17 protein-coding genes and 2 tRNA genes are annotated in these 23,489 nt (G+C 40.5%); 13 read left to right on the top strand and 6 right to left on the bottom strand.

Translation table 11 applies throughout. From position 1 onward, the window contains the following. Nucleotides 1–213 precede the first annotated feature (213 nt). Entirely contained in the window at nucleotides 214–633 is a 420-nt protein-coding gene (locus tag EAE92_RS12500) for an antiterminator Q family protein (RefSeq protein ID WP_214068311.1), read from the bottom strand. A gap of 1,205 nt (nucleotides 634–1,838) precedes the next feature. Next, nucleotides 1,839–1,914, bottom strand: a tRNA-Thr gene (locus EAE92_RS12495). Between the two features lie 593 nt (nucleotides 1,915–2,507). On the opposite strand from EAE92_RS12495, the gene EAE92_RS12490 reads away from it, so the two are divergent. The 9 genes from EAE92_RS12490 to EAE92_RS12450 all read left to right on the top strand — a co-directional run bounded on the left by EAE92_RS12490 (nucleotide 2,508) and on the right by EAE92_RS12450 (nucleotide 9,518). Then, nucleotides 2,508–2,873 carry a Dabb family protein gene (locus EAE92_RS12490; protein ID WP_214068310.1) on the top strand — a complete coding sequence of 122 codons (366 nt, stop codon included), beginning with the start codon at nucleotides 2,508–2,510 and terminating at the stop codon, nucleotides 2,871–2,873. Next, a complete protein-coding gene (locus EAE92_RS12485) occupies nucleotides 2,863–3,285 on the top strand; it encodes a DUF2000 domain-containing protein (RefSeq protein ID WP_036814954.1) in 423 nt (140 codons plus the stop codon). The genes EAE92_RS12490 and EAE92_RS12485 overlap by 11 nt, the downstream gene beginning before the upstream one ends. 13 nt (nucleotides 3,286–3,298) lie before the next feature. Continuing rightward, nucleotides 3,299–4,702, top strand: a complete 1,404-nt coding sequence (locus EAE92_RS12480) for a phenylacetate--CoA ligase family protein (protein WP_214068309.1) — start codon at nucleotides 3,299–3,301, stop codon at nucleotides 4,700–4,702. Continuing rightward, nucleotides 4,699–5,646, top strand: a complete 948-nt coding sequence (locus tag EAE92_RS12475; protein ID WP_214068308.1) for a branched-chain amino acid transaminase — start codon at nucleotides 4,699–4,701, stop codon at nucleotides 5,644–5,646. Before EAE92_RS12480 ends, EAE92_RS12475 begins: the two co-directional genes overlap by 4 nt. A gap of 21 nt (nucleotides 5,647–5,667) precedes the next feature. Then, entirely contained in the window at nucleotides 5,668–6,246 is a 579-nt protein-coding gene (locus EAE92_RS12470) for a prephenate decarboxylase (protein ID WP_011147260.1), read from the top strand. Nucleotides 6,247–6,302: 56 nt separating this feature from the next. Then, nucleotides 6,303–6,845, top strand: a complete 543-nt coding sequence (locus tag EAE92_RS12465) for a carboxymuconolactone decarboxylase family protein (protein WP_036814960.1) — start codon at nucleotides 6,303–6,305, stop codon at nucleotides 6,843–6,845. 21 nt (nucleotides 6,846–6,866) lie between these two features. Then, on the top strand, nucleotides 6,867–7,814 hold the full coding sequence (locus EAE92_RS12460) for an ornithine cyclodeaminase family protein (RefSeq protein WP_228998146.1): 948 nt from the start codon (nucleotides 6,867–6,869) through the stop codon (nucleotides 7,812–7,814). A gap of 150 nt (nucleotides 7,815–7,964) precedes the next feature. Beyond that, nucleotides 7,965–8,591: a LysE family translocator gene (locus EAE92_RS12455; protein WP_214068307.1), complete on the top strand. Its 627-nt coding sequence runs from the start codon at nucleotides 7,965–7,967 to the stop codon at nucleotides 8,589–8,591. Nucleotides 8,592–8,849: 258 nt separating this feature from the next. Continuing rightward, complete coding sequence (locus EAE92_RS12450; RefSeq protein ID WP_214068306.1) at nucleotides 8,850–9,518, top strand: RES family NAD+ phosphorylase; 669 nt, start codon at nucleotides 8,850–8,852, stop codon at nucleotides 9,516–9,518. Between the two features lie 39 nt (nucleotides 9,519–9,557). Here EAE92_RS12450 and EAE92_RS12445 read toward each other — a convergent pair whose 3' ends face one another. Further along, nucleotides 9,558–10,184, bottom strand: a complete 627-nt coding sequence (locus EAE92_RS12445; RefSeq protein WP_214068305.1) for a DNA-binding protein — start codon at nucleotides 10,182–10,184, stop codon at nucleotides 9,558–9,560. A 326-nt stretch (nucleotides 10,185–10,510) separates the two neighbouring features. Further along, nucleotides 10,511–10,598: transfer RNA gene (locus EAE92_RS12440), tRNA-Ser, on the bottom strand. Between the two features lie 213 nt (nucleotides 10,599–10,811). Between EAE92_RS12440 and rcsD the strand changes: the two genes are divergently transcribed. Further along, nucleotides 10,812–13,502, top strand: a complete 2,691-nt coding sequence (rcsD, locus tag EAE92_RS12435) for a phosphotransferase RcsD (RefSeq protein ID WP_214068304.1) — start codon at nucleotides 10,812–10,814, stop codon at nucleotides 13,500–13,502. A 3-nt stretch (nucleotides 13,503–13,505) separates the two neighbouring features. Further along, nucleotides 13,506–14,159 carry a response regulator transcription factor RcsB gene (gene rcsB / locus EAE92_RS12430; RefSeq protein WP_214068303.1) on the top strand — a complete coding sequence of 218 codons (654 nt, stop codon included), beginning with the start codon at nucleotides 13,506–13,508 and terminating at the stop codon, nucleotides 14,157–14,159. A gap of 144 nt (nucleotides 14,160–14,303) precedes the next feature. Here rcsB and rcsC read toward each other — a convergent pair whose 3' ends face one another. Both rcsC and gyrA read right to left on the bottom strand, forming a co-directional pair. Further along, nucleotides 14,304–17,120, bottom strand: coding sequence for a two-component system sensor histidine kinase RcsC (gene rcsC / locus EAE92_RS12425; protein WP_214068302.1), 2,817 nt, complete (start codon nucleotides 17,118–17,120; stop codon nucleotides 14,304–14,306). A gap of 169 nt (nucleotides 17,121–17,289) precedes the next feature. After that, on the bottom strand, nucleotides 17,290–19,917 hold the full coding sequence (gene gyrA, locus EAE92_RS12420; RefSeq protein WP_214068301.1) for a DNA topoisomerase (ATP-hydrolyzing) subunit A: 2,628 nt from the start codon (nucleotides 19,915–19,917) through the stop codon (nucleotides 17,290–17,292). A gap of 190 nt (nucleotides 19,918–20,107) precedes the next feature. On the opposite strand from gyrA, the gene ubiG reads away from it, so the two are divergent. Both ubiG and nrdA read left to right on the top strand, forming a co-directional pair. Beyond that, the gene (gene ubiG, locus EAE92_RS12415) at nucleotides 20,108–20,830 is read left to right on the top strand and encodes a bifunctional 2-polyprenyl-6-hydroxyphenol methylase/3-demethylubiquinol 3-O-methyltransferase UbiG (RefSeq protein WP_214068300.1); all 723 of its coding nucleotides are present in this window, start codon (nucleotides 20,108–20,110) and stop codon (nucleotides 20,828–20,830) included. A 367-nt stretch (nucleotides 20,831–21,197) separates the two neighbouring features. Continuing rightward, entirely contained in the window at nucleotides 21,198–23,489 is a 2,292-nt protein-coding gene (nrdA, locus tag EAE92_RS12410; protein WP_214068299.1) for a class 1a ribonucleoside-diphosphate reductase subunit alpha, read from the top strand.

Below are 23,489 nucleotides of genomic sequence, written 5' to 3'. Positions count from 1 at the left end.
ACACAGTGCGACCTTGACAATTATGATTTAAATTTTCACTTATTTATCAGAGTACAATATGAAAATATTTAAAGTTCACTCGTACCAAACAGAGTTAATTGCATAACAGGAGTTTTGTAAACCGAATTTGATAGGTTAAGCCCTATTTTCCGCAATACCCAAATGAAAAAAGCCCCGATATTTCTATCAGGGCTTATTCGCAACTTTAACTGATTAGTACACTACCATAGTTTTTTGCGTACGCACAAGCTTTTTGTGTTTTTGTACTTCATCATCCATTTCTAACTTGATATCAAGCATAGCCAAACATCCCTGAACAAAACTTTCTCCCTTTTGCAACCGGGAACGTACTTCAATATCAGGCACTTTAATTAAACGCGCGATGGACCGTTTGGAAAGTCCTAAAGCGTAGTACATGAATAAAACTTCAATTTCTTCAGATTTATCTACCGTCTGCAACCTTGCGATACAAGCATCAATGATCAAGCCATCATTATCACAACAGGAAGGACGTAATGAACGAGTTGACGCAATCAAACCTTTAAATCCAGCTGCGATCGGGGGCCAATTAACACCTGTGGCATCATCAACCCAACCGCCCCAACGCTCTAAAACTTGTTGAATATTGCGCATACATTTTGACCTTAACTTTTAGTAACAAATAGTAGTAAAAATTATTTTCACGATGGTCTCATGCATCCATGCATTCGGCATTATAACAAATTTCTCATTCTCTATTTTTGTGTTTCTCTGCTATGTAACTACGTCGTTTAAATAAATCTGTTTACTTAGTCTATTAAATATAAATCGTAAACAACCCCTATTCTGGACCAAGCTTAATCTCAGAGGAAAACACATAATATCGTTGTTAATACGTATGGACATAAAGTGTTTATCTTCCTCATCTACGTATTTATTATACAAATTTATAATCTTCATTTAATCCTCTAATGTACCTTCCTTTAAAACGCTTAGCGCCTAAAGCAACACACAGGCTCTTTATTATTTATCAAAAATTTTCAAGCAACATGACACCTCCTTTTTTATTATGAGATGAAAAATGCATTAAATAAAAAATAGCACAGATTTTTTACCTCATGGATATTTAAATGTAAAAAATATTTTGAATCGACTTTGAAATCCGTCATAAAGCGCCGATTAAGAGTGATTGTCACACCTATGCCGCAGTCACAGAAATCAGCTTGTTTACATGGTGATAGACAACCAACCGGTGCAAATGTGAGATCTCAACAACCCTATTCCAAATATATCCACCAGATTAGACCAGATATTTAAGACATCAACAATATTAATGTCGCCAGTGATAAATTACCGATTATCAGGTAAATATTTATATGAAAAGTTTTAACACAGTCAGCATGCTATTGGGTAGATAGTTAGCAAAAATATTCTTCTGATCTGAAATTGCTTTTATCTGATACTCTTTTGCAAAATCAATATCTTCTGCCATTCTCTATCCTACCCCATCTTATTTTCGGCTTTCACCAGACGAATAGATGGATACACATCGATAGCAAACATTTTTTCATACTGGAAAACTAATACCTCAAATGCCAATATTTTTCTCTGTTAGTTTTTACCCGCGAAAATAAATCCGCATTATCTGAACGTCTGATATCCTTTATTTTTGGTCACTCTGTTCTATTCCGAGCGACCTGACAGTGAGTTTAACTATACGATAAATTCAGGTACCCCATTTAAGCGGGAAATTATAACAGGAAATAGTAAAATTCACTGGATATATGAACAGCACCATCTGAGATGAAGCAAGAAAAAAGCCGTTACCTTCTGAAAAGATAACGGCTTCTTATTTGATTTGGTGCCGGCTACCGGAATCGAACTGGTGACCTACTGATTACAAGTCAGTTGCTCTACCAACTGAGCTAAGCCGGCATATTTCAGAGGTAGCCCCTGAAAGCGAGCGCAGTATATTACAACCAAATGCAAACAATCAAGCATAAATAATAGATTATTTAAAAATATTACCAAAACACCTATCATTTGCGACATACTCAATAGCATACCATGACTTGCACGCCCACTAACACAAGGCTACTACCACAAATCCTCAGAATCACTTTAACTCCTGATTATGATGCAACCGATGATCTGGTTATTTTCAACATCGAAAAAACAGCTCATTTACTGACAAATCAGAAATAACAACAAACATGTTTTATGACCACTGCTACCTATTAGAAAATAACCACTGGCCATAAAGCAACCTTATCGTTCAGCAGCAGTGGAAGATTAAGACATTTAAGAGGCAAGCAATAACAGCTTTCTTATCATTGTCAAAATCACAATTTTTCCACTTTCCTTTAAATTATTACCACTGGGAAATAGTTGACTGCTATAAATGCAATATGATATTTAAATTAGACGCAAATCAAAAAAACTAAATCAGGCATGCGCTAATATTAAGTGTAAATTAAATTATTTCTATAGGTTATTATAACTCAAAATCATTAGTTATGAGGTAAATCATGCTGGGCAAAAATAACTTGATTGCACATCAAGTCTTATTTACCTTCAAGGATGGAATAAGCTGGGATAGTGAAAAAGCCATATTAGCAGAGAAGGTGACTTTAAATCATATAAATGAGATAAGTGAAATAAAAGGATGGTTTTGTGGCCGCAGTACGGTAGACAGAAAGCAATCTGTTGACTTTAGTTTAATTGGTTACTTTGAAAGTTACGAAGACCTGAATATATATATGCATCATCCCGATCATATAAAAGGCGTGGTGTTATGGAAAGAAATAAGTACATGGACAGTTTCTGATATTATTGTCGATGTAAATAAGTTGATAAATTTCACTCAGTTAATAGGAAAGTCGTATGGAGTTTGACGAAAACCTACATAAAAGCGTCGTCGTTATCGCTGATAGTCTGCCACTTGGGTTAGCCATGAATGCACTGAGCGTCATTAGCGTTTCAATTGGCAGAAACATTAACGGCATTGTAGGGCATGATGTCTTTAGTAAAGATAGCATTTGTTATCCCGGTGTCATTAAAACGCCTTTGCCTATTTTGAAAGCAAGCCATGATGTACTGGATGCTATTCATAATGAATTAAAATCTAACGATAATTTTAAATTAAGCCCTTTTTCCTGTTTAGCGCAATCATGCAGAACCTATGAGGAATACGAAGGAAAATTATCTGCTGAGCATTCGGATGAATTGAAGTTATCCGGTATTGGCATAGTTGGACCAAAGAAAGATATCAATAAACTCACTGGCAACTTACCACTTTATAAATAACCAGGTAGCATATATGTATTCCATTTTTAGAACCGATCTTCATGAGTTAGGGCTGAAGTACCTTACCGAATTAAAAAGATATCTATCTGGCGAGATAGATATCCCCGTATTGGAAAAAATACAATATGAAAAACTGAAAGAAATCATAAACTATACGAAGAATGGCTCAACTTTCTATCAAGATCGTCTAAACGCAATAAACCCAAATGATGATGACAATTTATCCTCATTTGTTGAAAAACTGCCCTTCACCACAAAATTAGACTTAAGTAAGGCAGGAAATACGATATCTTCAGATAGCTTGAGTCACGCCTGGATATATTATGAAACCACAGGGACAACTGGGCCATCAACGCCTTGTCCTCGCAATGAAATAGATTCTTTAGTCAATAATAGCTTCCTGACTCTGCAATATGAGTCTATTTTTAATCAGGAAGGCAAACAACACATTATTGGCGTGATGGGTCCAACGGAATTGCACTCCACTGGAGATACCTTTGAAGATGTATTTCGCAGTTTAGGGCATACCGTTATTAAAATGTGGCCTCGTTCGCCGGTTGTTGGCATGCATAGAGTACTCAGGTTGATACAAGACCTCAAAATAACCGCTTTAGTTTGCACACCTGCGGTCGCCGCTGAGTTGCTAAAATATTGCCGGGACAACGCATGTGATGCAAAAGAATTAGGCATCGAAATCATTTTAGTCCTTGGCGAACTTATTACGCCAAATAGATTAAGGAATTTATCTCGGAACTGGGGCGCTAAAATTTACAACTGTATGTATGCCTCACAAGAAACGTCAATTCTGGCGGCTTGTAACGATACCAATAAGCTTATTACTATTCCGTACAATAATTATTACGAACTCATTTGCCCTTTTACTCAGCAGAAACTCAATGTTGGTGATAATCACATTGCTGGTGAGTTAGTGATTACCCATTTATATAAAGGGAATAAGCCTCTGATTCGATACAAAACAGGGGATATGGTTCGGTGTAAAGCAATAGGCTTAAATCAATGGGAAATAGAACCCATCGGCAGAGTAAAAGATGTATTAGTATTAAACAATGCTAATGTATATGCTTTTGATATTGAAAACGCCATCTTTGAAGAGCTCGAATATTGTTTTGAATATTTTATTGAAATCAACAATACAGCCGGTACCGATGAGCTTAAGATCACTTTAGAGCCGTGTGACGAATTACATGATGCGTCACTCATTAGTAAGATAAAGCAAAAAATGGAATCCAAATTCAATATGAATGTCGACATCCATGTAGGAGATGTCGGTGGACTTATTGGAACCGCGGCAATGGTAAGCTGGAAAGCAGCACGAATCCATGATTTGAGAGATGATACCAACAATATTGAACGAAATTCAGCTTTAGAGATCATGAAAAAGAGGGCAACTAAATGACAAACAATATCGTTAGCCCGGTTAACAAAGATTGGATCGTATTTCTAGATGGGGAATATCTCAATTTTAGCAATGCGACCTTTCTTGCCAATACCCAAGCTTTAAATTATGGCACCGGTATATTTGAGGGAATCCGGGCTTATTGGGATCAAGATAATAACCAACTTAACTTATTTAGAGTGCGTGAGCACTATGAACGGTTAATACAATCAGCTAAAACATTAAAAATTGAATTGCCCTATACTAGTCAGGATCTAACCGACATTACTAAAAATATCATCATCAAAAACGGTTTCAAACAAGATATTTATATCAGGCCATTAGCACTTAAAAAGTCGTTAATGCCGGGTGAAAAATTTGGCGTTAAGCTAAGCGGTGTCAATTCAACCCTCTGTATTAACGCTTTACCTATGGGCGCTTACACTAAAAAAACAAATTTTAAATGCCTTATTTCAAAATGGCGACGTGTATCAAATGCGGCAATTCCATCATCTGCCAAAATTACCGGCACTTATGTTAATTCCGCACTTGCTCATGAAGATGCCAAAGAGAATGGATTTGATGATGCTATTATGTTGAATGAACAAGGCATGTGCGCAGAAGCAAGTACATCAAATGTTTTTATTGTTAAGGGTAATTGTGTTATCACACCATCGCTTAACGCTGGCATACTCAATGGAATAACCAGACAATCTGTTTTCGATATTTGTAAATTCCGCAATATTCCCTGTATTGAGTCAGAAATTCAACAAAAGGATCTCTATGAAGCAGATGCCTGCTTTTTAACAGGTACTGGTCTTGAAATATCAATTGTTTCGCAAATAGACGATGTGTCATATATACAAAAAGAAGATTCTATAGCCAATGTTATTACCAAAGATTATAAAGAAATAATCAGAGGCAGAATAGATAAATTCTCACATTGGTTAAATCCAGTTTATTAGTGTAATTCCAGGAGAGACATCATGGAATGTGTTTTTTTTAGTTTCTACAAAGATACATTTGATGTTCTAAATATTGCTACCTTAGGTCCATCAGGTACAAGTAGCGAACAATCCGCTATTCGTTTTGGCGAATTTGCTATTAAAAATAACGTCGCCAAGAGTTACCAAGTTGTTTTATGTAATACTTACGAAGAAGCAAGCAATCAAATTATTTTAAATAACTGTCAGGCATTAGTGGTAGCCAATGCTTATTACAATATCAGTGAGTTTTACATGGATAACAGGTTTAACTTGTCATCCGCATTTTTAAATTACACGCCTAATTATGGTATCGCTATTCGTGATGAATTAACTACAGATAATATCGTCATTGCAACCCATCCGGCACCAAAGGCTTTAATCCCAGAATTGTTGCCTGATAATCTAAGAATTGCGGATATCATTTTTAAAGACTCAACCAGTTCAGCGGCAAAAGCAGTCGCTAATTCAGAGGTAGATGCCGCACTCACGACAGAAGTGGCGGCAAAATTACACAATTTAAAATTTATTTCTCACATTCGACCAATTCAAATGCTTTGGTCAGTATTTACAGCCGCATAAAAGCTAACGCTGCTTTAAAATAGGCAAATATATAGATCTAATATACAGAGGTTACTATGTCTTTACTTACGCTACACACTATTGCTACCACACCTGAAAAAAGTAAAAAATTACTTCAAAGCTCTATTAATGACTTCGGCTGGGTACCGAACCAAAGTGGTTATATGTCAGAATCTCCCTCATTATTAGCCGCTTACCAACGAGCACACGACCTATTTATTGATAGTTCATTGAATGAAGAGGAAAAAGCTGTAGTGTGGATTACAACCGGCATAGAAAATGGTTGTAATTATACAATTCAAGCCCACGCTTTTATTGCAATTCATAATGGTGTAGACAAAAAAACGGTTAAGGCATTGATTGAAAAAACCGACGATCTCTCCCCACGATTATTGGCACTGCGTGAATTTACCACAGAGGTTATTTACTGCCGGGGACAATTGAAAAGAGATGCTATTGATCTATTTTTAAGCCGTGGTTTCAGCAAACAGAGTATGTTGGACGTTGTGTTAGGCGTTTCTCAAAAGAATATGTCGACAATTCTCAATAGTATTGCCGGAACTGAGATTGATGATAAATTCAAGCTGGACGACCTTTAACTGATATTGAAAGGCATCAATATGCTTTATGTCGATAAAGAAACCGTTGCACGTTATTTGACGATGGAACTTAGTCTTAAGCTAAGTGAAATAGCATTTAAATTGCAATCAGAGAGAAAAGTAGAACAACCTTTACGTAATATCGTTAAAGGCGAAGACGGCTTAATGGGCACCATGCCGATTTATATTAAGGAAGGGCCATACAAAGGGTTTGGGCTAAAGTCGGTGGTGGTGAGGTTTCAAAGCAACAGCGATAAACCTTCGCACATCGGTAGTGTGTTGGTTTACGACGAGCCAGGTGTTTCAGGGATTGCAGCGGTAGATGCCGGCGCTATCACAGAAATTCGCACCGCCGCCGCCTCTGCCTATGCAACCCATCTTCTTGCCGCAAAGGATGCCAGTCGGTTGGCGATACTTGGCACTGGCTTACAAGCAAAAGCGCATTTGCAAGCCATGTTATATGTACGCCCGATTAAAGAAGTCACTTTATGGGGTCGTAATGCAGAAAGATGCCGTGAGTTTGTCACATGGTGTGATAAAACACTCAATCTTCCCATTTCGATCAAAGCCTCACCTGCTGAGGCGGTACTCAATAGTGACATCATTTGCACAACCACAGCATCGCGTGACCCTATACTCAATAGAAAAGAGTTACCGGTTAAATGTCATGTCAATGCCATCGGCGCTTCGGCCCTGGGATTTCAGGAACTTAGCGAAGATATGTATAGCAATACAACTCTGTTTACTGATTCCAATGAATCAGTACTTGCCGCCTCTCAATCGGTTATTAAAGCAAGAGAGAAAGGTATTCTTAGCGGGTCAGACATTGGAATAGAAATTGGCGCCGTTTCTCAATCTCATTCCAATTTGTGCGATCAGGGTGTGACTATTTTTCAATCCGTTGGTTTGGCCGTTCAAGATATGGTATTTTCTCGGGAAGTCATTCGGCAACTAATAAAAATGTCTTAACTATCTTGGATGAAAATATGCCAAACTTAAGACGTTCAACATTAGAAAAATGTCGTTATTGTCTATATTAAATAATCCATTTGTCACTTGCATTCGCAAGTGACATTTTTATGTTCTGTTACTTCAAAGTGTTATTTTGAGAGGAAAGATATGCTAGAAGTGTCACAAATAGTAACCTATACAGCGGCACTGACTGTTGCTGCGGCGATACCAGGCCCAGGAATGGCAGCATTGGTTGCCAGAAGTGTGAGTAGTGGCGCGTTAGCGGGATTTTGTGTGTTGTTTGGCCTGATTATTGGCGATCTAACTTATTTATCTTTTGCTGTTTTTGGCTTGTCTATTATCGCGCACAGTTTTGACACCTTATTTGCTGTGGTGAGATGGGGCGCCGCATTATATTTGGGTTATCTGGCGTGGCAGTTCTGGTTTGCCGATCATCAATCCATTGGCGAAGACCAACCCATTAAGAAAAAGGAGTTGGCTGCGGCGTGGTTATCCGGTCTCACTTTGACGTTAAGCAATCCTAAAACCATTGCCTTCTATCTCGCTCTATTGCCTTTGGTCATTAACATGGAATCTATCTCGTTGCAAAACTGGGGGCTTATGTTAGTACCATTGACGGTTCTTGTCTTATTCAGCGTAGGAGCGGTATTTATTCTCGGCGCTCTCAGTATTCGACATCTGTTATCAAGCCAACGGGCACAACGGATTTTATTTAAAGGTGCGGCTGTCATTATGTTCGTAACCGCTGTGACTATGCTGTTCAAAGCCGATTAAAAAAGTTTAATCTCTTACTATTTCCACGGTTTTATTGAATAAGAATCCGTCCTGGAACACCATTCTTACCAATAAATCGTGGACACACAATAAACTACAGACATAGCTCGCCTCCAGAAACCACAGCACATATTTATCATTGGAAATGCAGTTAAAAGTTGTATAATTGTTTTGTTATCAATGACATTTACAGCGCCAACGAGCAAGCGCTCTGCTTTTTTTCACCGGATAGGTAAAAGCTTTCGATGTAGGTATAAAATGCTACCCAAGGAGATTCTGTATCCCGATCTAGAAAAACAAATTCGGGAAATCTATAAAACCCATACCATTCCGACTTATACTCCCGGCGACTGGAATTTAAAACGTTGGCAAAGGAAAGAGTGGCCGTCTGCTCTAAACTTCAATTTTGGCGATGGGCGATATAATTCCCCAGATAATTCTTTCCGAGTATGTTATATGGCCGACCGAGCCGTTACAGCCCTGGCAGAAAGCTATGGAAGGCTATGGCATAAGGAAGGGTTACGATTTATTGATGAATCTGAGATCCGTACTGCGAGAATATGCAACATTCGTTCATTAAGGAAATTAATTTTTATCGATATTGCTAAACTTATTGGGATGTTACATATCCCGTTAAGTGTTATGGTTGATGAAGATTATTCAGTGACAAAAAGAGCTATGGCTTGCCTCTATGAACTCTTAAATAACGAAATAGATGGTATTTGCTACATATCTCGCCACTGGCCTACAGACTTCTGTTATGCAGTGTGGGAAAAGCGGGAAGATCGGTTTGTAGACGCAGGGATGCAAAGCCTGGTTAATTACAGGGATTCAGAATATATGCCGAGTACATGGAATGAACCCGACATATCAGCAGATGAATTATTGGAAGAAGTGCTTAACTTCAAAATTATCCGACTTGAATGATATAAAGTTGCCCCCTCGAAACAGGGGTTCTTTTTTATTTTAGCTTGCGATCTGATGACCCACTTGTGACGCAGCCCTCAGCATCAAAGCCAGTTCGTTTTCTGAAGCATTGTTTTTCATCATAATGTCAAGAGGTGTTCTATTGCAGGACAATGGTGTTGTTAAAAAAGACATTTTAGATACTGAGCTAATGTCCACGCCCATCGCTTTCATCACATCTTCAAAATAAGGCAAGACTCCGCCGGTAGTGAACTGGAATGTAGGGAAAACGTAATCACTGTTTTTTCTAAAAGCAAGCAACTTTCCACTTTTCACTCTCATGTTAACAGCCTGACGACTTATGCAGAGTATTTCTGCAACGTCTCCAGCTTTGATAGTTCCGCCCATTTTATCAAGTTCCTGATAGAACAGAGCTAAGTTTTCAGCACGGCGTTTAAGCTTACGAAGTTCACGCGCCGGAGTTCGGACTTTGTGTTCAAGTTGAGTCGTATATAATAGTTCAAGTAGTTCGCTATCACTTAGCACAAGAGCATTTGTGGCCTGCGCTTTCTCTTTAAACTCAGGCATCAATGACGTGAGCAATTTGTCAAATCGCCGTTGCAAAAGGGATTGGTACTCATTAAGAGTATCAGCATTTTTGCTTTGGTTTGTCAGTATCGCGTTCATAGCCCCTCCTTACTTGCTTGACGATTATTGTATTCTCACATTATGGAATCGTCAAATTGATGCTTGGAGGCAGATGGGTAAAGGAAAAGTTCTAAAAGGTCACGAAGTACAAGGCTCTAATCTTCATAGTTTAATTTGCTGAGTTGTTCTCCCTTCGCTCAGTGGCAAGGCTTCTATAATTGCTATGTGCTGTACCCCATCAGTAATATTAGCATTATGACCCCAGCCATAATAAACATACCCGCAACATTGAATATACCCGTGCGTAATGAACCTTCACGCAAATTAAAAAACCCCACGCACTTTCTGTGCGTAGGGTCGCTATTTGGCGGAAGGATAGAGATTCGAACTCTAGGATGGTTTCCCATCGGCGGTTTTCAAGACCGCTGCCTTCGACCGCTCGGCCATCCTTCCATGACGCGGGATTATGCTCCTAACATGATAATATGTCTAGTCTCTATCGTAAAAATCCTGTGATTTTTTTACTGTTCGCTCAATCCTCAATCTATAATATCCTTTCCAGCTCCGATCCTGCTAAAATTAGCCTAAATAGATCGAATCATGAGATTCACCAATTTAACAAGCTCGCTAAACAGCCAAGCAATTATTAAGGCTTCTACTCAACGAATGTATAACAAACAATTTTCTATTAATTCATCAGCCATAAACCGTTACTACGGTCTGTTCATTATTCTGCTTTTTGTTTCCCTGTTTTTATACAGTTATAACTACTTCAATGCTTGGCTAATGGGGAAAAAGTATGCGCTAAATAGTGTTGCAACCAAAGTAGTATTACAGATAGAAGATTATCGTTATCACGCTAACTCCATCTTTAAACAAGCCAATAGCTCATCTTTTAAACCGCAAGAACTCGTCACACCGATGAAACTACGGCCTGATGTTTACTGGCTTGAAAATAGTTATCAAACTATCGACACGATTATTTTTGGTCACCACAGCGCTGCAAGTGTAGAGTTGGCACAACGTCTTTCCAATTACATGGAGATTTTGTGGGGCACCCGTAATGAATACAACTCAATGTACTATCTGAATGGTAAAGATAACAATCTGTTTCTGATAACAACTCACTCTATTCTTAAACCGGAATTGAGATTTAAAGAAAGTTATCTAACACTTACCGCCGAATCAAAACGTTCAGAAATGCTGATGCAATCCACCGCGTTAGATGAACGGGAAAACATTTCATCCATCCGTAAGTTAAATGGCGAAAATATCTATTTTTATACTTACCGGGCAACATTCAATTCACCGGGTCAATTGGCGACAGTTATCGCTTTCGATTTGCCCATTTGCCATCTTCTTCCTATTGATATGGCAGCCGCAAATTTCAGTTTATTGTCGCATGACGAACAACCCCCTAATGAAATCAATAAAGTTAATATCTCACAAAATGGTTTCTGGCTCGAGTTTTCTCAAGCACTCAAAGGTACGCAATACAAACTGTTGTATCGGATATCACTCAAAGATTTACTCATCGATTTGTTATACAGAAACATCTGGTTGTTACTGGCTGATTCAGTATTTATTATCCTCTCTTTAGGTGGGCTTATCTATATTCGTAGAAAATATATCGCGCCAAACGCTCTTATGAATCACGAATTACAAGTCAAGGATGCGTTAAGTCACGATATTATCTCTAATATCCCAATTGGCCTATTGATTTACGATTTCTCGATAAATCAAATAATTATGTGCAATAACATTGCCGATCATCTGCTGCCGAATGTTGATTTAAATAAAATTAAGATGATGGCAAAGCAACATCATGGCGTCATCCAAACATCAATTGACGATTCAATCTATGAAATTAAAATGTCCAGCATTCGCCTGCTGCCGGAAACTTATCTGTTTTTACTGCAAGATAAAGATCAGGAAGCATTAATTAGCAGGCGTCTACAACTTGCTCATCTGGAACACGATAAGAGTGTACAAGCTCGGCGTTTTATGTTGACCAATATTCGTTCTGAATTAAAACAACCAATAAATGAATTAGATCATATTGCTTACCAACTGAAACAAATTCTCACAGAAGAAAATAGTGCTCGTATCGTTGATAATTTATTAACTAAATCCGGATACATATCCGACTGGATCGAGAATATTTCATTACTCAATGAATTAGAATCAGGTGAATGGCAAGCAAAAAATGAATCATTTTCATTATCAGTCATTTTAGAAGATATTATTAAAAAAGTGTTTCCTAAGATGAATAATAAAGGATTAAATTATTATTATCATTGTAATATTAATCCTGAATCACTATTTATTGGCGATAGCACTACCATCAGTAAGATCATCCTGATGTTAGTCAATTACGCAATCACGCTCACATCTTATGGCAAAATATCTCTCATCGTTAATTATTCTCAGGAATACAAAGAACAAATTCAAATCGAAATTATAGATACAGGGACTGGGCTTAATTCAACAGATTTAACCAATTTAAATTATCCATTTCTAAGCAAAGCGACAAGTGATAAATATCAATCCAATTCAGGGCTGACCTTCTATCTATGTAACCAATTATGTAGAAAATTAAATGGTCATTTTACTATAAACAGCAAACCCAACCTGGGTACGCACTATACTATCAATCTGCCTTTAATCATCGGCCAAGACCAATGCCCGCCGCTACTGGAAGACATTACTGCCTTGTTGGATATCAGCAATACGGAGGTCCGTAAGATTGTGCAAAATCATCTGCATCATTATGGCGCGGTTTACTTCGATAAAAAGCAAGAAAATATGAATCGAGAATACGATATCATGTTGACCGATAAACCCTACGATTCGGCAAAATCGACTATATTACTGGTTGATAATCTGGCCGGTTTTGAGCAGATAAAACCTGACTATATTAGGTGTAACTACAATCTGGGTGAAGCGGTTATCAATGCCATTTCGTTATTAATTGAGAGAAGTTTCAGTTTTAACGAGTTTAATGCGAATTCGGAAATGCCAGCATTTAACGATGAAAGCAGTGATTACGATTTTGGCAATGTCATAAATAGTTATCAAAAACAGCTCATTGATAGCGATTACCGACAATTATTTGTCGAGACAGTACCGATAGATATTAATAAGCTGTATACTGATATAGAACAATATGATCTGATATCGCTTTCGCAAACAGCACATCGCCTGAAAGGCGTCTTTGCTATGTTAGACCTAGAACTCCTCAAACTTTCTTGCGAAACACTGGAACAACACATAACAGACAGTAACGAAATAGAGATTAAGAATAGCATTAGCCGTATTGAATCCTTAACCAAAAGGCTATTGCAGCAGGGTAACTAATAGATGAATAACCTTAACGTCATTATTGCTGATGATCATCCAATTGTCCTGTTTGGCATCCGCAAATCACTTGAGCGGCTTGAATGGATCAACGTCGTCGCTGAGTCGGAAGACTCGACCACATTGATCAACAATCTGTCCTGTATTAAAGCAAACGTATTGATCACTGATCTGTCTATGCCTGGCGACATATACGGCGATGGAATCAATTTGATTAAATACATCAAACGCCACTATCCCAGACTATTAATCATTGTTTTAACCATGAACAATAATCCAGCAATCTTAAGTGCTGTACTCGAACTTGATATTGAAGGCATTGTCTTAAAACAAGGAGCGCCAACAGATTTACCTGATGTATTGACGGCCCTGCAACAAGGGGAAAGATTTATGCCAGAAAGCGTTTCTGAACTGTTGAAAAAAGTGACAAAAGCCCCCTATGGAGATAAACCGTTATCACAAAAAGAGAGTGAAGTTATACGTCTATTCGCCCAAGGCTTTTTGGTAACAGACATTGCCAAAAAACTGAAACGCAGTGTCAAGACTATCAGCAGTCAGAAAAAATCAGCTATGGTAAAACTGGGGGTAAATAACGATATTGCATTACTCAATTACCTTGCTTCTGTCACTATCGATACAAACGATAATGTTCAGTAGATACCGTTCGTTATTTTAATTTTAATATGAAAGTCGTCCCGATGCCCGGCAATTACTTGTTTATGCCGGGCATTATTTTAACTCATTGTTTTAACTACTTGTTTTAACTAATTGCCTTAACTCATTGTTTTAAGAATCATCGGTTCAAATCATCTCCGTCAGTACCTGTCTAAGAGTCACCAGGGAAACAGGTTTAGACAAACAATCATTCATTCCTGCATCAATACAGCGCTGTTTTTCTTCTGCCAGCGCATTTGCCGTAATACCAATAATCGGCAGCTTACACCCTTCATTCCGTAAGTACATTGTTAACGCATAACCATCCATATTGGGCATATTGACATCCGTCAGAATGATATCAATCCCCCCTTGCTTCAAATATTCCAACGCATCTAATCCATCATTTGCCATCTCTGTTTGGAAACCAATGGATTTCAATTGATCGACCAATAAACGGCGGTTGATAGGGTGATCATCCACCACCAGAACCATAATAGTATTAAACCGGGTATTTACCTGAAAAACAGGTGGCGCGGTATTTAATACCACACTATGATCCGGTGAAATCAGTCGCTCAATCATTACCGGTAAATCATGTAGATGGTAAGTGTTGTGTAACCAATAGTTTTCTCTGATTTGTTCTGGTGATCCAATATAGTCGGTCGATAACTCAATATAACCATATACCGAAGAAGTCACAGCATCAGGAAAATCACTGATAATAATTTCACTACCATCGGTGCTTTGCCCGCTATATAAAATAGTGTGTAAGCCATGATGAACCAGAAAACGTTGTAAAAACTCCTCCAGATAAAGATTACGTATAGCTAAGATAATTTTTCGCTGATACTCATTTATTAACTGAGTGTTTGGCCTATATTTCGCACCATATAAAGGTAAGCGAATAGAAAACATACTCCCTATCTGTGGTTGTGAAATGACTTCAATATCACCATCCATCAGATTAATAAGTTTTTCACAAATCGCCAGACCAAGCCCCGTTCCCTGAGATGAGCTGTCCGTATTGGGCATGATCTGGAAAAATGGATCAAATAACTGAACCAGCGCTTTATCAGAAATACCGACGCCCGTATCTTTTATTCTGACGTATAAATAATCTCTATCAACCGTCACATGGATAACCACACATCCTGTATCAGTGAATTTAATCGCGTTATTTAACAAATTAGATATAACTTGTTGTAATCGAACTGGATCATTGCAGATATAATCCGGTACATCCGGTTCAATATAACAATACAAGGTCAACGGTTTTTTCACCACTAACGGCAGGTAGTTAGAAATCACATGAGAGACAACTTCCTGGCAGGAAAATTCTCTAGACTCAATTTTAAGTTGTTTAGATTCAATTTTCGAGAAGTCGAGAATATCACTGATAATTTTTAGCAACAACGCTGAAGAATTATTCATCGTTGATAACAAACGAATAGATTCAGCCGGCAACGAATGCGCCTGTAATAACTCCAGGTTGCCAATAATACCGTAAAGCGGCGTCCTTAACTCGTGACTGACGGTAGCTAAAAACATAGATTTAGAATAATTAGCCTGTTCCGATGCCAGCGCCATCTCCTGTAATGATTTTTCCATCCGTACACGGACGCTAATATCAACCAAAACACAAATCGCCACCTCTTCATTCCTGTAGCGGGAATGAACAAAACTGATTTGTAGATGATGATGATTACTGGTTACGACATCAACATAACTGCTGGTTCTGTCACAAATAATATGAATAATACGTTCCCGATCTTCATGCGTTAACATTCTTAAATAGTTATGAGCTAACTCATTACTTAGAATATTACTGCCATCACTGACCCGCAATATACTGATCCCAACCGGCGCTGAAGCAACAATTTTATGATTAAATTGTTCATGCTCCTCTAGCCGAATCGCGTTCTCTTCAGCCGGAGCAAACATTTTCCGCTCAAACAGATACACCAGAATAATGATAACAAAGGCAGATAACACATTAAGCACAATACTGCTAATAATCTGTAGCTTAAAACCTTCAAAAATAGTTTTCAGCGGCAGCGCGTAAATGATACTGAATGAAGATGGCATTAACCGGCGCTTTAACAGTAAATCAGTGAAATTATCATCATAGCCAAAATAAGGCGCTTCCAACTGATAATCGGCATAATGAAGTTTATAGTCATCATTTGCCGGATAGTGCAACACAGGTTGATTACTACGATTCAATAACGTTATTGAAATTGGGCGGTCTTGTCTTTGAATAAAAGAGTCCAATCTGATGAATTGTTCAATGCCTATCATTGCAACCATCTGACCATTGACATATACCGGCGCCAATACATAGAGATGACCGCTATCAGATCTTGCGCCAGGGATAACCCAATAAACATTTCGTTCTTTACCTTGATCTTTCAAGCTGATAAGTCTGCGTGAATTTTCATAAACTATTTTTTTCAGCGTATCTGGTTCAGTCGAGGTATTACGGATAGAAAAATTCACCATACACATACTTTGCGTACCCACCAGAAAAACCTGATTCAACCCCTGAGGCGCCGCAAGATTATCCTTCCAATAGAAGATAAGGTTATTTAACGAATTTAAATAACTATGAGTATTGTCGCGAAAAGTACGACAGTCAGCGTTCTGGTTCAGAGGATGATAAGAAAATGCCGGGTTATTATGTGGAAAATCAAAAATAGCATTTTTTCCATTAGAATTCAGTAAATGCTTCTCTGTCATATATTGGATATCCCGCAGAACACTTGCTGTATGACGCACATAAGAGAGCGTGGAATCATAATTAGCATTGTATTCTTGCCGAATATCCGACTTGACTTCATTAAAGATATTAACCAGGTAAAAAGCTGTTAATAAAGCGCCTAACGCCCACAACATTAAGCCAAGCACCCGGAAAAGATAACGGGATATTTTTAGCGATGTACGAAAAGAAGAAAGATATCTCAAAAGGTTACCTAATAAAAACCGGCATCATTCAACGTCATTCATGACAAGATATACCAGAGTTTAAAGATTACAAAGACCCATCGATCGCATATTTCAATATTAATAAAAATCCCTTTTAAAAAACAGGCACCGAAGTACCTGTTTCTTAATTAAGTAAAAATATCTTCACTTAAACCGGATCAACTGACTCGCTGCTGTTAGCATCGGGTAAATCGGTGTTATCGCTTTTCGATTCTTCCCCTTCTGCCGCCAGCCCATCTTCATCATCTTCCGGCTCAGCAACCCGCTGTAAACCGACAACTTTCTCATCTTCAGCGGTACGAATAAGTGTTACACCTTGAGTATTGCGGCCAACAACGCTGACTTCCGATACCCTTGTACGCACTAACGTGCCGGCATCAGTAATCATCATTATCTGATCGGTCGGTTCAACCTGAATCGCACCAATCACATTACCATTACGTTCGCTGACTTTAATCGAGATAACCCCCTGTGTCGCACGGGATTTAATTGGATACTCGTTTTCAGCGGTACGCTTACCATAACCGTTTTCAGTGACAGTCAGAATTTCTCCTTCTCCACGCGGGATAATCAGAGAAACCACTTTATCTTCACCATTTAGTTTGATACCACGTACACCGGTCGCTGTACGCCCCATTGAACGAACCGCTTCCTCTTCAAAACGAACAACCTTCCCTTCCGCGGAGAACAACATAACTTCGTTATTACCGTCAGTCAGGTCAACGCCGATCAGCTCATCACCTTCATTGAGATTAACGGCGAGAATACCGGCACTGCGCGGACGGCTGAAATCTTGCAACGCGGTTTTCTTCACGGTCCCACTGGCAGTAGCCATGAAGACATACAACCCTTCTTCATATTCACGCACCGGCAGAATCGCCGTAATTCGCTCATTTTGCTCTAACGGCAACAGGTTGACAATCGGACGACCACGGGCCCCACGGCTAGCCTCCGGTAATTGATAAACCTTCATCCAGTACAGGCGGCCGCGGCTGGAGAAGCAGAGGATCGTATCGTGAGTATTGGCAACCAACAACTTGTCAATAAAATCTTCTTCTTTAATACGCGCTGCGGATTTACCTTTACCACCACGGCGCTGCGCTTCATAGTCAGATAACGGCTGATATTTGACATACCCTTGATGTGACAGCGTGACAACAACATCTTCCTGATTAATCAAATCTTCAATATTAATATCAGCCGTATTTTCCGTGATTTCAGTACGGCGGGCATCGCTATATTGCGCTTTAATCGCCAACAACTCTTCACGGATCACTTCCATCAAGCGCTCAGGATTTTCCAGAATGAATAGCAACTCGCCGATTAATGTCAGCAATTCACGATATTCATCCAACAGTTTTTCATGCTCCAAGCCGGTCAGTTTCTGTAAACGCAGATCCAGAATGGCTTGAGCTTGTTGTTCGGTCAGATAATATTTACCGTCATGTACACCATATTGTGGTTCCAGCCATTCAGGACGGGCGGCGTCATCACCGGCACGCTCCAGCATGGCGGCAACACTGCCTAATTCCCACGGCTTAGCAACCAATGCGGCTTTTGCCTCGGCGGGTGTCGGAGCAAGACGGATAAGTTCGATGATAGGATCGATATTCGCCAGTGCGACAGCTAATGCCTCAAGAATATGGGCGCGTTCACGGGCTTTGCGTAATTCAAAGATGGTACGACGAGTGACCACTTCACGGCGGTGGCATACGAACGCCGAAATAATATCTTTTAGATTCAGCAGCTTCGGCTGCCCCTGATGCAGGGCCACCATGTTGATGCCAAAAGAGACTTGAAGCTGAGTCAGGGAGTAGAGGTTATTCAGAACCACTTCCCCCACCGCATCCCGCTTCACTTCAATTACGATCCGCATGCCGTCTTTATCGGATTCGTCACGCAGCGCACTGATCCCTTCGATGCGTTTTTCTTTCACCAATTCGGCAATTTTTTCAATCAGGCGGGCTTTGTTGACTTGATAAGGAATTTCGTGCACTAAAATCGTTTCACGGCCATTCTTCTCATCAACTTCGATTTCCGCACGGGCGCGGATATAAATTTTACCGCGGCCAGTCCGATAAGCCTCCTGAATACCGCGACGACCATTAATAATCGCGGCAGTAGGGAAATCCGGGCCGGGAATATACTGCATCAGCCCTTCAATGCTGATGTTTTCATCTTCAATATAAGCCAGACAACCATCAATAACTTCGGATAAGTTATGAGGAGGAATGTTAGTCGCCATACCCACCGCGATACCAGAAGAGCCGTTGATCAGCAGGTTTGGCACTCTGGTCGGCATCACTTCCGGGATCTGCTCTGTACCATCATAGTTTGGCACAAAATCGACAGTCTCTTTCTCCAGATCCGCCAGCAACTCATGGGCGACTTTCGCCATACGTACTTCGGTGTAACGCATAGCGGCGGCTGAGTCTCCATCGACTGAACCAAAGTTACCCTGACCATCAACCAACATATAGCGCAGGGAAAACGGCTGAGCCATACGAACAATCGTATCGTAGACTGCGCTATCCCCATGTGGGTGGTATTTACCGATGACGTCCCCGACAACACGGGCAGACTTCTTGTAGGGTTTATTCCAATCATTTCCCAGTACACTCATGGCATAAAGTACGCGGCGGTGTACCGGCTTTAGTCCGTCTCGAACATCTGGTAGCGCGCGCCCGACAATAACAGACATCGCATAATCCAGATATGAGCTTTTCAGCTCTTCTTCGATATTGACCGGGGTGATTTCTCTGGCAATGTCGCTCATGGAGCCCACTATCCCTCATACATTCCGAATTCAAAGGTTTAGAACTATACCACAAACCAACAGTTTTATAAAAATCAGATACGGGTATTTAAAAATTAAGCCGTGTATACTATCTCACAACTGAGTAAACCCTGCTCAGAACGGAGTGAATCCGCCTGTTTTAAGAAAGTTTAAGGAGCGACAACCGCTGATGAACATCAAAACCCCTTCCACCCCAAACAATGTTGATCAACAGGAAATAGAGAAATTTGAAGCGATTGCTTCTCGCTGGTGGGATTTGGAGGGTGAATTTCAGCCGCTGCACCGAATTAACCCGCTACGCTTGAATTATATTTTGCAACGTTCTGGCGGCATTTTCGGTAAAAAAGTCTTGGATGTGGGCTGTGGCGGCGGTATTTTGTCAGAAAGTATGGCCCGTGAAGGGGCAGAAGCGACCGGGCTGGATATGGGTACGGAACCACTTGAAGTTGCCAGACTGCACGCCCTTGAAACAGGTATCCCCGTGACTTATGTACAGGAAACCGTAGAAAGCCACGCTGAAAAATATCCACAAGCTTATGATATCGTCACCTGTATGGAAATGCTGGAACATGTCCCGGACCCACAATCGGTCGTCCGTGCTTGCGCTCAGTTAGTGAAACCCGGCGGGCACGCCTTTTTTTCTACCATTAACCGCAACAAAAAAGCCTGGCTTATGGCGGTAATCGGCGCGGAATACATTCTGAAAATGGTGCCAAAAGGAACTCATGACGTGAAGAAATTTATCCGCCCGTCAGAGTTGATAGGCTGGATTGACAGCACACCTCTACAAGAACAGCATATTATCGGCCTGCATTACAACCTGCTGACGGATAAATTTAGCCTTGGTCACAATGTAGACGTCAATTATATGTTACACACCAGGTATGTCTGACATATTCATCTGACAGATTAATAAATCGGCAAATGAATCATATTTTCAGGAATTTTTTTACTCATTTTCGCCGGTGTTTCTGTCAGAGCAACCGCTAGTAATGATGCAGGCTTCCGGCTTTTTAATAAATTTTAGTCCTCAAGTTATCCACAAGAATCCGTATTTTTGTGCACTTGATAAAAGCCGCTTTTAACATTATCTTGTTGTCATTATTTAGTGTACCCCCTACATATTGTGTTCCTTAACATTCCATTACCACTACTCTCTCGTGGGTTTCTTCGCCACTGAGAGGGTTATGTTTTGGTCTAAGCAAAGACACAAAGCAGGTGGGAACGAATCTGAAAGTAAATGTAAGGTATGCCTGTCCATGAACCATAGTCTGCTAGTAACAAAGCGTGATGGCCACAAAGAACGAATTGACCTTGAGAAAATCCACCGGGTTGTTAACTGGGCAGCCGATGGGCTGAAAAATGTCTCGGTATCACAAGTAGAACTGCGGTCCCAAATCCAATTTTACGATGGTATCAAAACCTCAGATATTCATGAGACGATGATCAAAGCCGCCGCTGATCTTATCTCCGGCGATGCGCCTGACTATCAGTATCTGGCCGCCCGCCTGGCAATTTTCAACCTGCGTAAAAAAGCTTATGGTCAATTCGAGCCTCCAGCACTCTATGATCATGTATCCCGTATGGTGGAAATGGGCAAATATGACAAGCATTTGCTCGCAGACTACTCGAAAGAAGAATTCGAGCAAATGGACGATTTTATTGACCATTGGCGTGATATGAACTTTTCCTATGCTGCGGTCAAACAGCTTGAAGGTAAATACCTGGTTCAGAATCGCGTTACCGGTGAAATTTATGAAAGCGCCCAATTCCTCTATATTCTGGTGGCGGCTTGCCTGTTCTCCGGTTATCCGAAAGAGACGCGTCTGGACTATATTCGCCGTTTTTACGATGCGGCTTCGACATTTAAAATTTCTCTGCCAACCCCGATCATGGCTGGCGTACGCACCCCTACCCGTCAATTCAGCTCCTGCGTGTTGATTGAATGTGACGATAGCCTGGATTCCATTAATGCGACCTCTAGCGCCATTGTGAAATATGTTTCTCAACGCGCCGGTATTGGAATCAATGCAGGCCGTATTCGCGCCTTGGGAAGCCCAATCCGTAATGGTGAAGCTTTCCATACCGGCTGTATTCCTTTTTATAAACATTTCCAGACTGCGGTAAAATCCTGCTCGCAAGGGGGCGTTCGTGGCGGCGCCGCTACACTATTCTATCCATTGTGGCATCTGGAAGTTGAAAGCCTGCTGGTATTGAAAAACAACCGTGGCGTTGAAGGGAACCGTGTTCGTCACATGGACTATGGCGTACAACTTAACAAACTAATGTACGAACGCCTGATCAAAGGTGAAGAGATCACCCTGTTCAGCCCATCCGACGTTCCAGGGCTATATGACGCTTTCTTTGCCGATCAGGATGAATTTGAACGCTTGTACACCAAATATGAGCAAGACAGTAATATCCGTCAGCAACGTCTGAAAGCGGTTGAGCTCTTCTCCCTGATGATGCAGGAACGTGCTTCTACCGGCCGTATCTATATTCAGAACGTAGATCACTGCAACACGCACAGCCCATTTGATCCTTTGGTCGCCCCGGTGCGCCAATCAAATCTGTGTCTGGAAATTGCGCTGCCAACCAAGCCATTGAATGATATCAATGATAAAAATGGTGAAATCGCGCTGTGTACCTTGTCCGCATTCAACCTGGGGGCCATTGAAAATCTTGATGAGCTGGAAGAGCTGGCTATTCTGGCGGTTCGTGCCCTTGACGCCCTGCTCGATTATCAGGACTACCCTATCCTTGCCGCCAAACAAGGGGCAATGGGTCGCCGTACATTAGGCATTGGTGTTATCAACTATGCTTACTATCTGGCGAAACACGGTGTACGTTATTCCGATGGCAGCGCGAACAACCTGACTCACAAAACATTTGAAGCGATCCAGTATTACCTGTTGAAAGCCTCTAATGAACTGGCGAAAGAGCAAGGCGCTTGCCCGTGGTTTAAAGAGACCACCTATTCTAAAGGTATCCTACCTATCGATACCTATAAAAAAGCGCTGGACGCATTGACCAATGAACCGCTGCGCTATGACTGGGAAACATTGCGCAACGAGATCAAACAACATGGTCTGCGCAACTCAACCTTATCTTCTTTGATGCCGTCAGAGACCTCTTCACAGATCTCTAACGCCACCAACGGCATTGAGCCGCCTCGTGGCTACATCAGCATTAAAGCATCAAAAGATGGCATTTTACGCCAAGTTGTTCCGGAATATGAGCGTTTGAAAGGGGCTTATGAACTCTTATGGCAAATGCCCGGCAATGATGGCTACTTGCAGTTGGTTGGTATCATGCAGAAATTTATCGATCAGTCGATCTCTGCCAACACCAACTATGATCCGACACATTTCCCAAGTGGAAAAGTGCCGATGAATCAACTGCTGAAAGATTTGCTGCTCGCTTACAAATACGGTGTGAAAACCCTGTATTACCACAATACCCGTGATGGCGCGGAAGACGTTCAGGATGACCTGGAAGAAGTCGTGGAATCTGCTGATTCCGATTGTGAAGGCGGCGCGTGTAAGATTTAA

The organism is Photorhabdus hainanensis, assembly GCF_018448965.1.
Lineage (GTDB): Bacteria > Pseudomonadota > Gammaproteobacteria > Enterobacterales > Enterobacteriaceae > Photorhabdus > Photorhabdus akhurstii.
Note: the sequence above shows the minus strand (reverse complement) of the source record. Positions and strands in the feature narration are given on the sequence as shown.

Excerpts from the sequence above, each read along its gene's own strand:
- gyrA (WP_214068301.1), bottom strand. The coding sequence starts at position 19,917 with ATGAGCGACATTGCCAGAGAAATCACCCCGGTCAATATCGAAGAAGAG.
- EAE92_RS12485 (WP_036814954.1), top strand. The coding sequence starts at position 2,863 with ATGGAGTTTGACGAAAACCTACATAAAAGCGTCGTCGTTATCGCTGAT.
- EAE92_RS12460 (WP_228998146.1), top strand. The coding sequence starts at position 6,867 with ATGCTTTATGTCGATAAAGAAACCGTTGCACGTTATTTGACGATGGAA.
- EAE92_RS12490 (WP_214068310.1), top strand. The coding sequence starts at position 2,508 with ATGCTGGGCAAAAATAACTTGATTGCACATCAAGTCTTATTTACCTTC.
- EAE92_RS12455 (WP_214068307.1), top strand. The coding sequence starts at position 7,965 with ATGCTAGAAGTGTCACAAATAGTAACCTATACAGCGGCACTGACTGTT.
- EAE92_RS12470 (WP_011147260.1), top strand. The coding sequence starts at position 5,668 with ATGGAATGTGTTTTTTTTAGTTTCTACAAAGATACATTTGATGTTCTA.
- EAE92_RS12445 (WP_214068305.1), bottom strand. The coding sequence starts at position 10,184 with ATGAACGCGATACTGACAAACCAAAGCAAAAATGCTGATACTCTTAAT.
- rcsB (WP_214068303.1), top strand. The coding sequence starts at position 13,506 with ATGAATAACCTTAACGTCATTATTGCTGATGATCATCCAATTGTCCTG.
- rcsD (WP_214068304.1), top strand. The coding sequence starts at position 10,812 with ATGTATAACAAACAATTTTCTATTAATTCATCAGCCATAAACCGTTAC.
- EAE92_RS12450 (WP_214068306.1), top strand. The coding sequence starts at position 8,850 with ATGCTACCCAAGGAGATTCTGTATCCCGATCTAGAAAAACAAATTCGG.
- ubiG (WP_214068300.1), top strand. The coding sequence starts at position 20,108 with ATGAACATCAAAACCCCTTCCACCCCAAACAATGTTGATCAACAGGAA.
- EAE92_RS12475 (WP_214068308.1), top strand. The coding sequence starts at position 4,699 with ATGACAAACAATATCGTTAGCCCGGTTAACAAAGATTGGATCGTATTT.
- EAE92_RS12480 (WP_214068309.1), top strand. The coding sequence starts at position 3,299 with ATGTATTCCATTTTTAGAACCGATCTTCATGAGTTAGGGCTGAAGTAC.
- EAE92_RS12465 (WP_036814960.1), top strand. The coding sequence starts at position 6,303 with ATGTCTTTACTTACGCTACACACTATTGCTACCACACCTGAAAAAAGT.
- EAE92_RS12500 (WP_214068311.1), bottom strand. The coding sequence starts at position 633 with ATGCGCAATATTCAACAAGTTTTAGAGCGTTGGGGCGGTTGGGTTGAT.
- nrdA (WP_214068299.1), top strand. The coding sequence starts at position 21,198 with ATGAACCATAGTCTGCTAGTAACAAAGCGTGATGGCCACAAAGAACGA.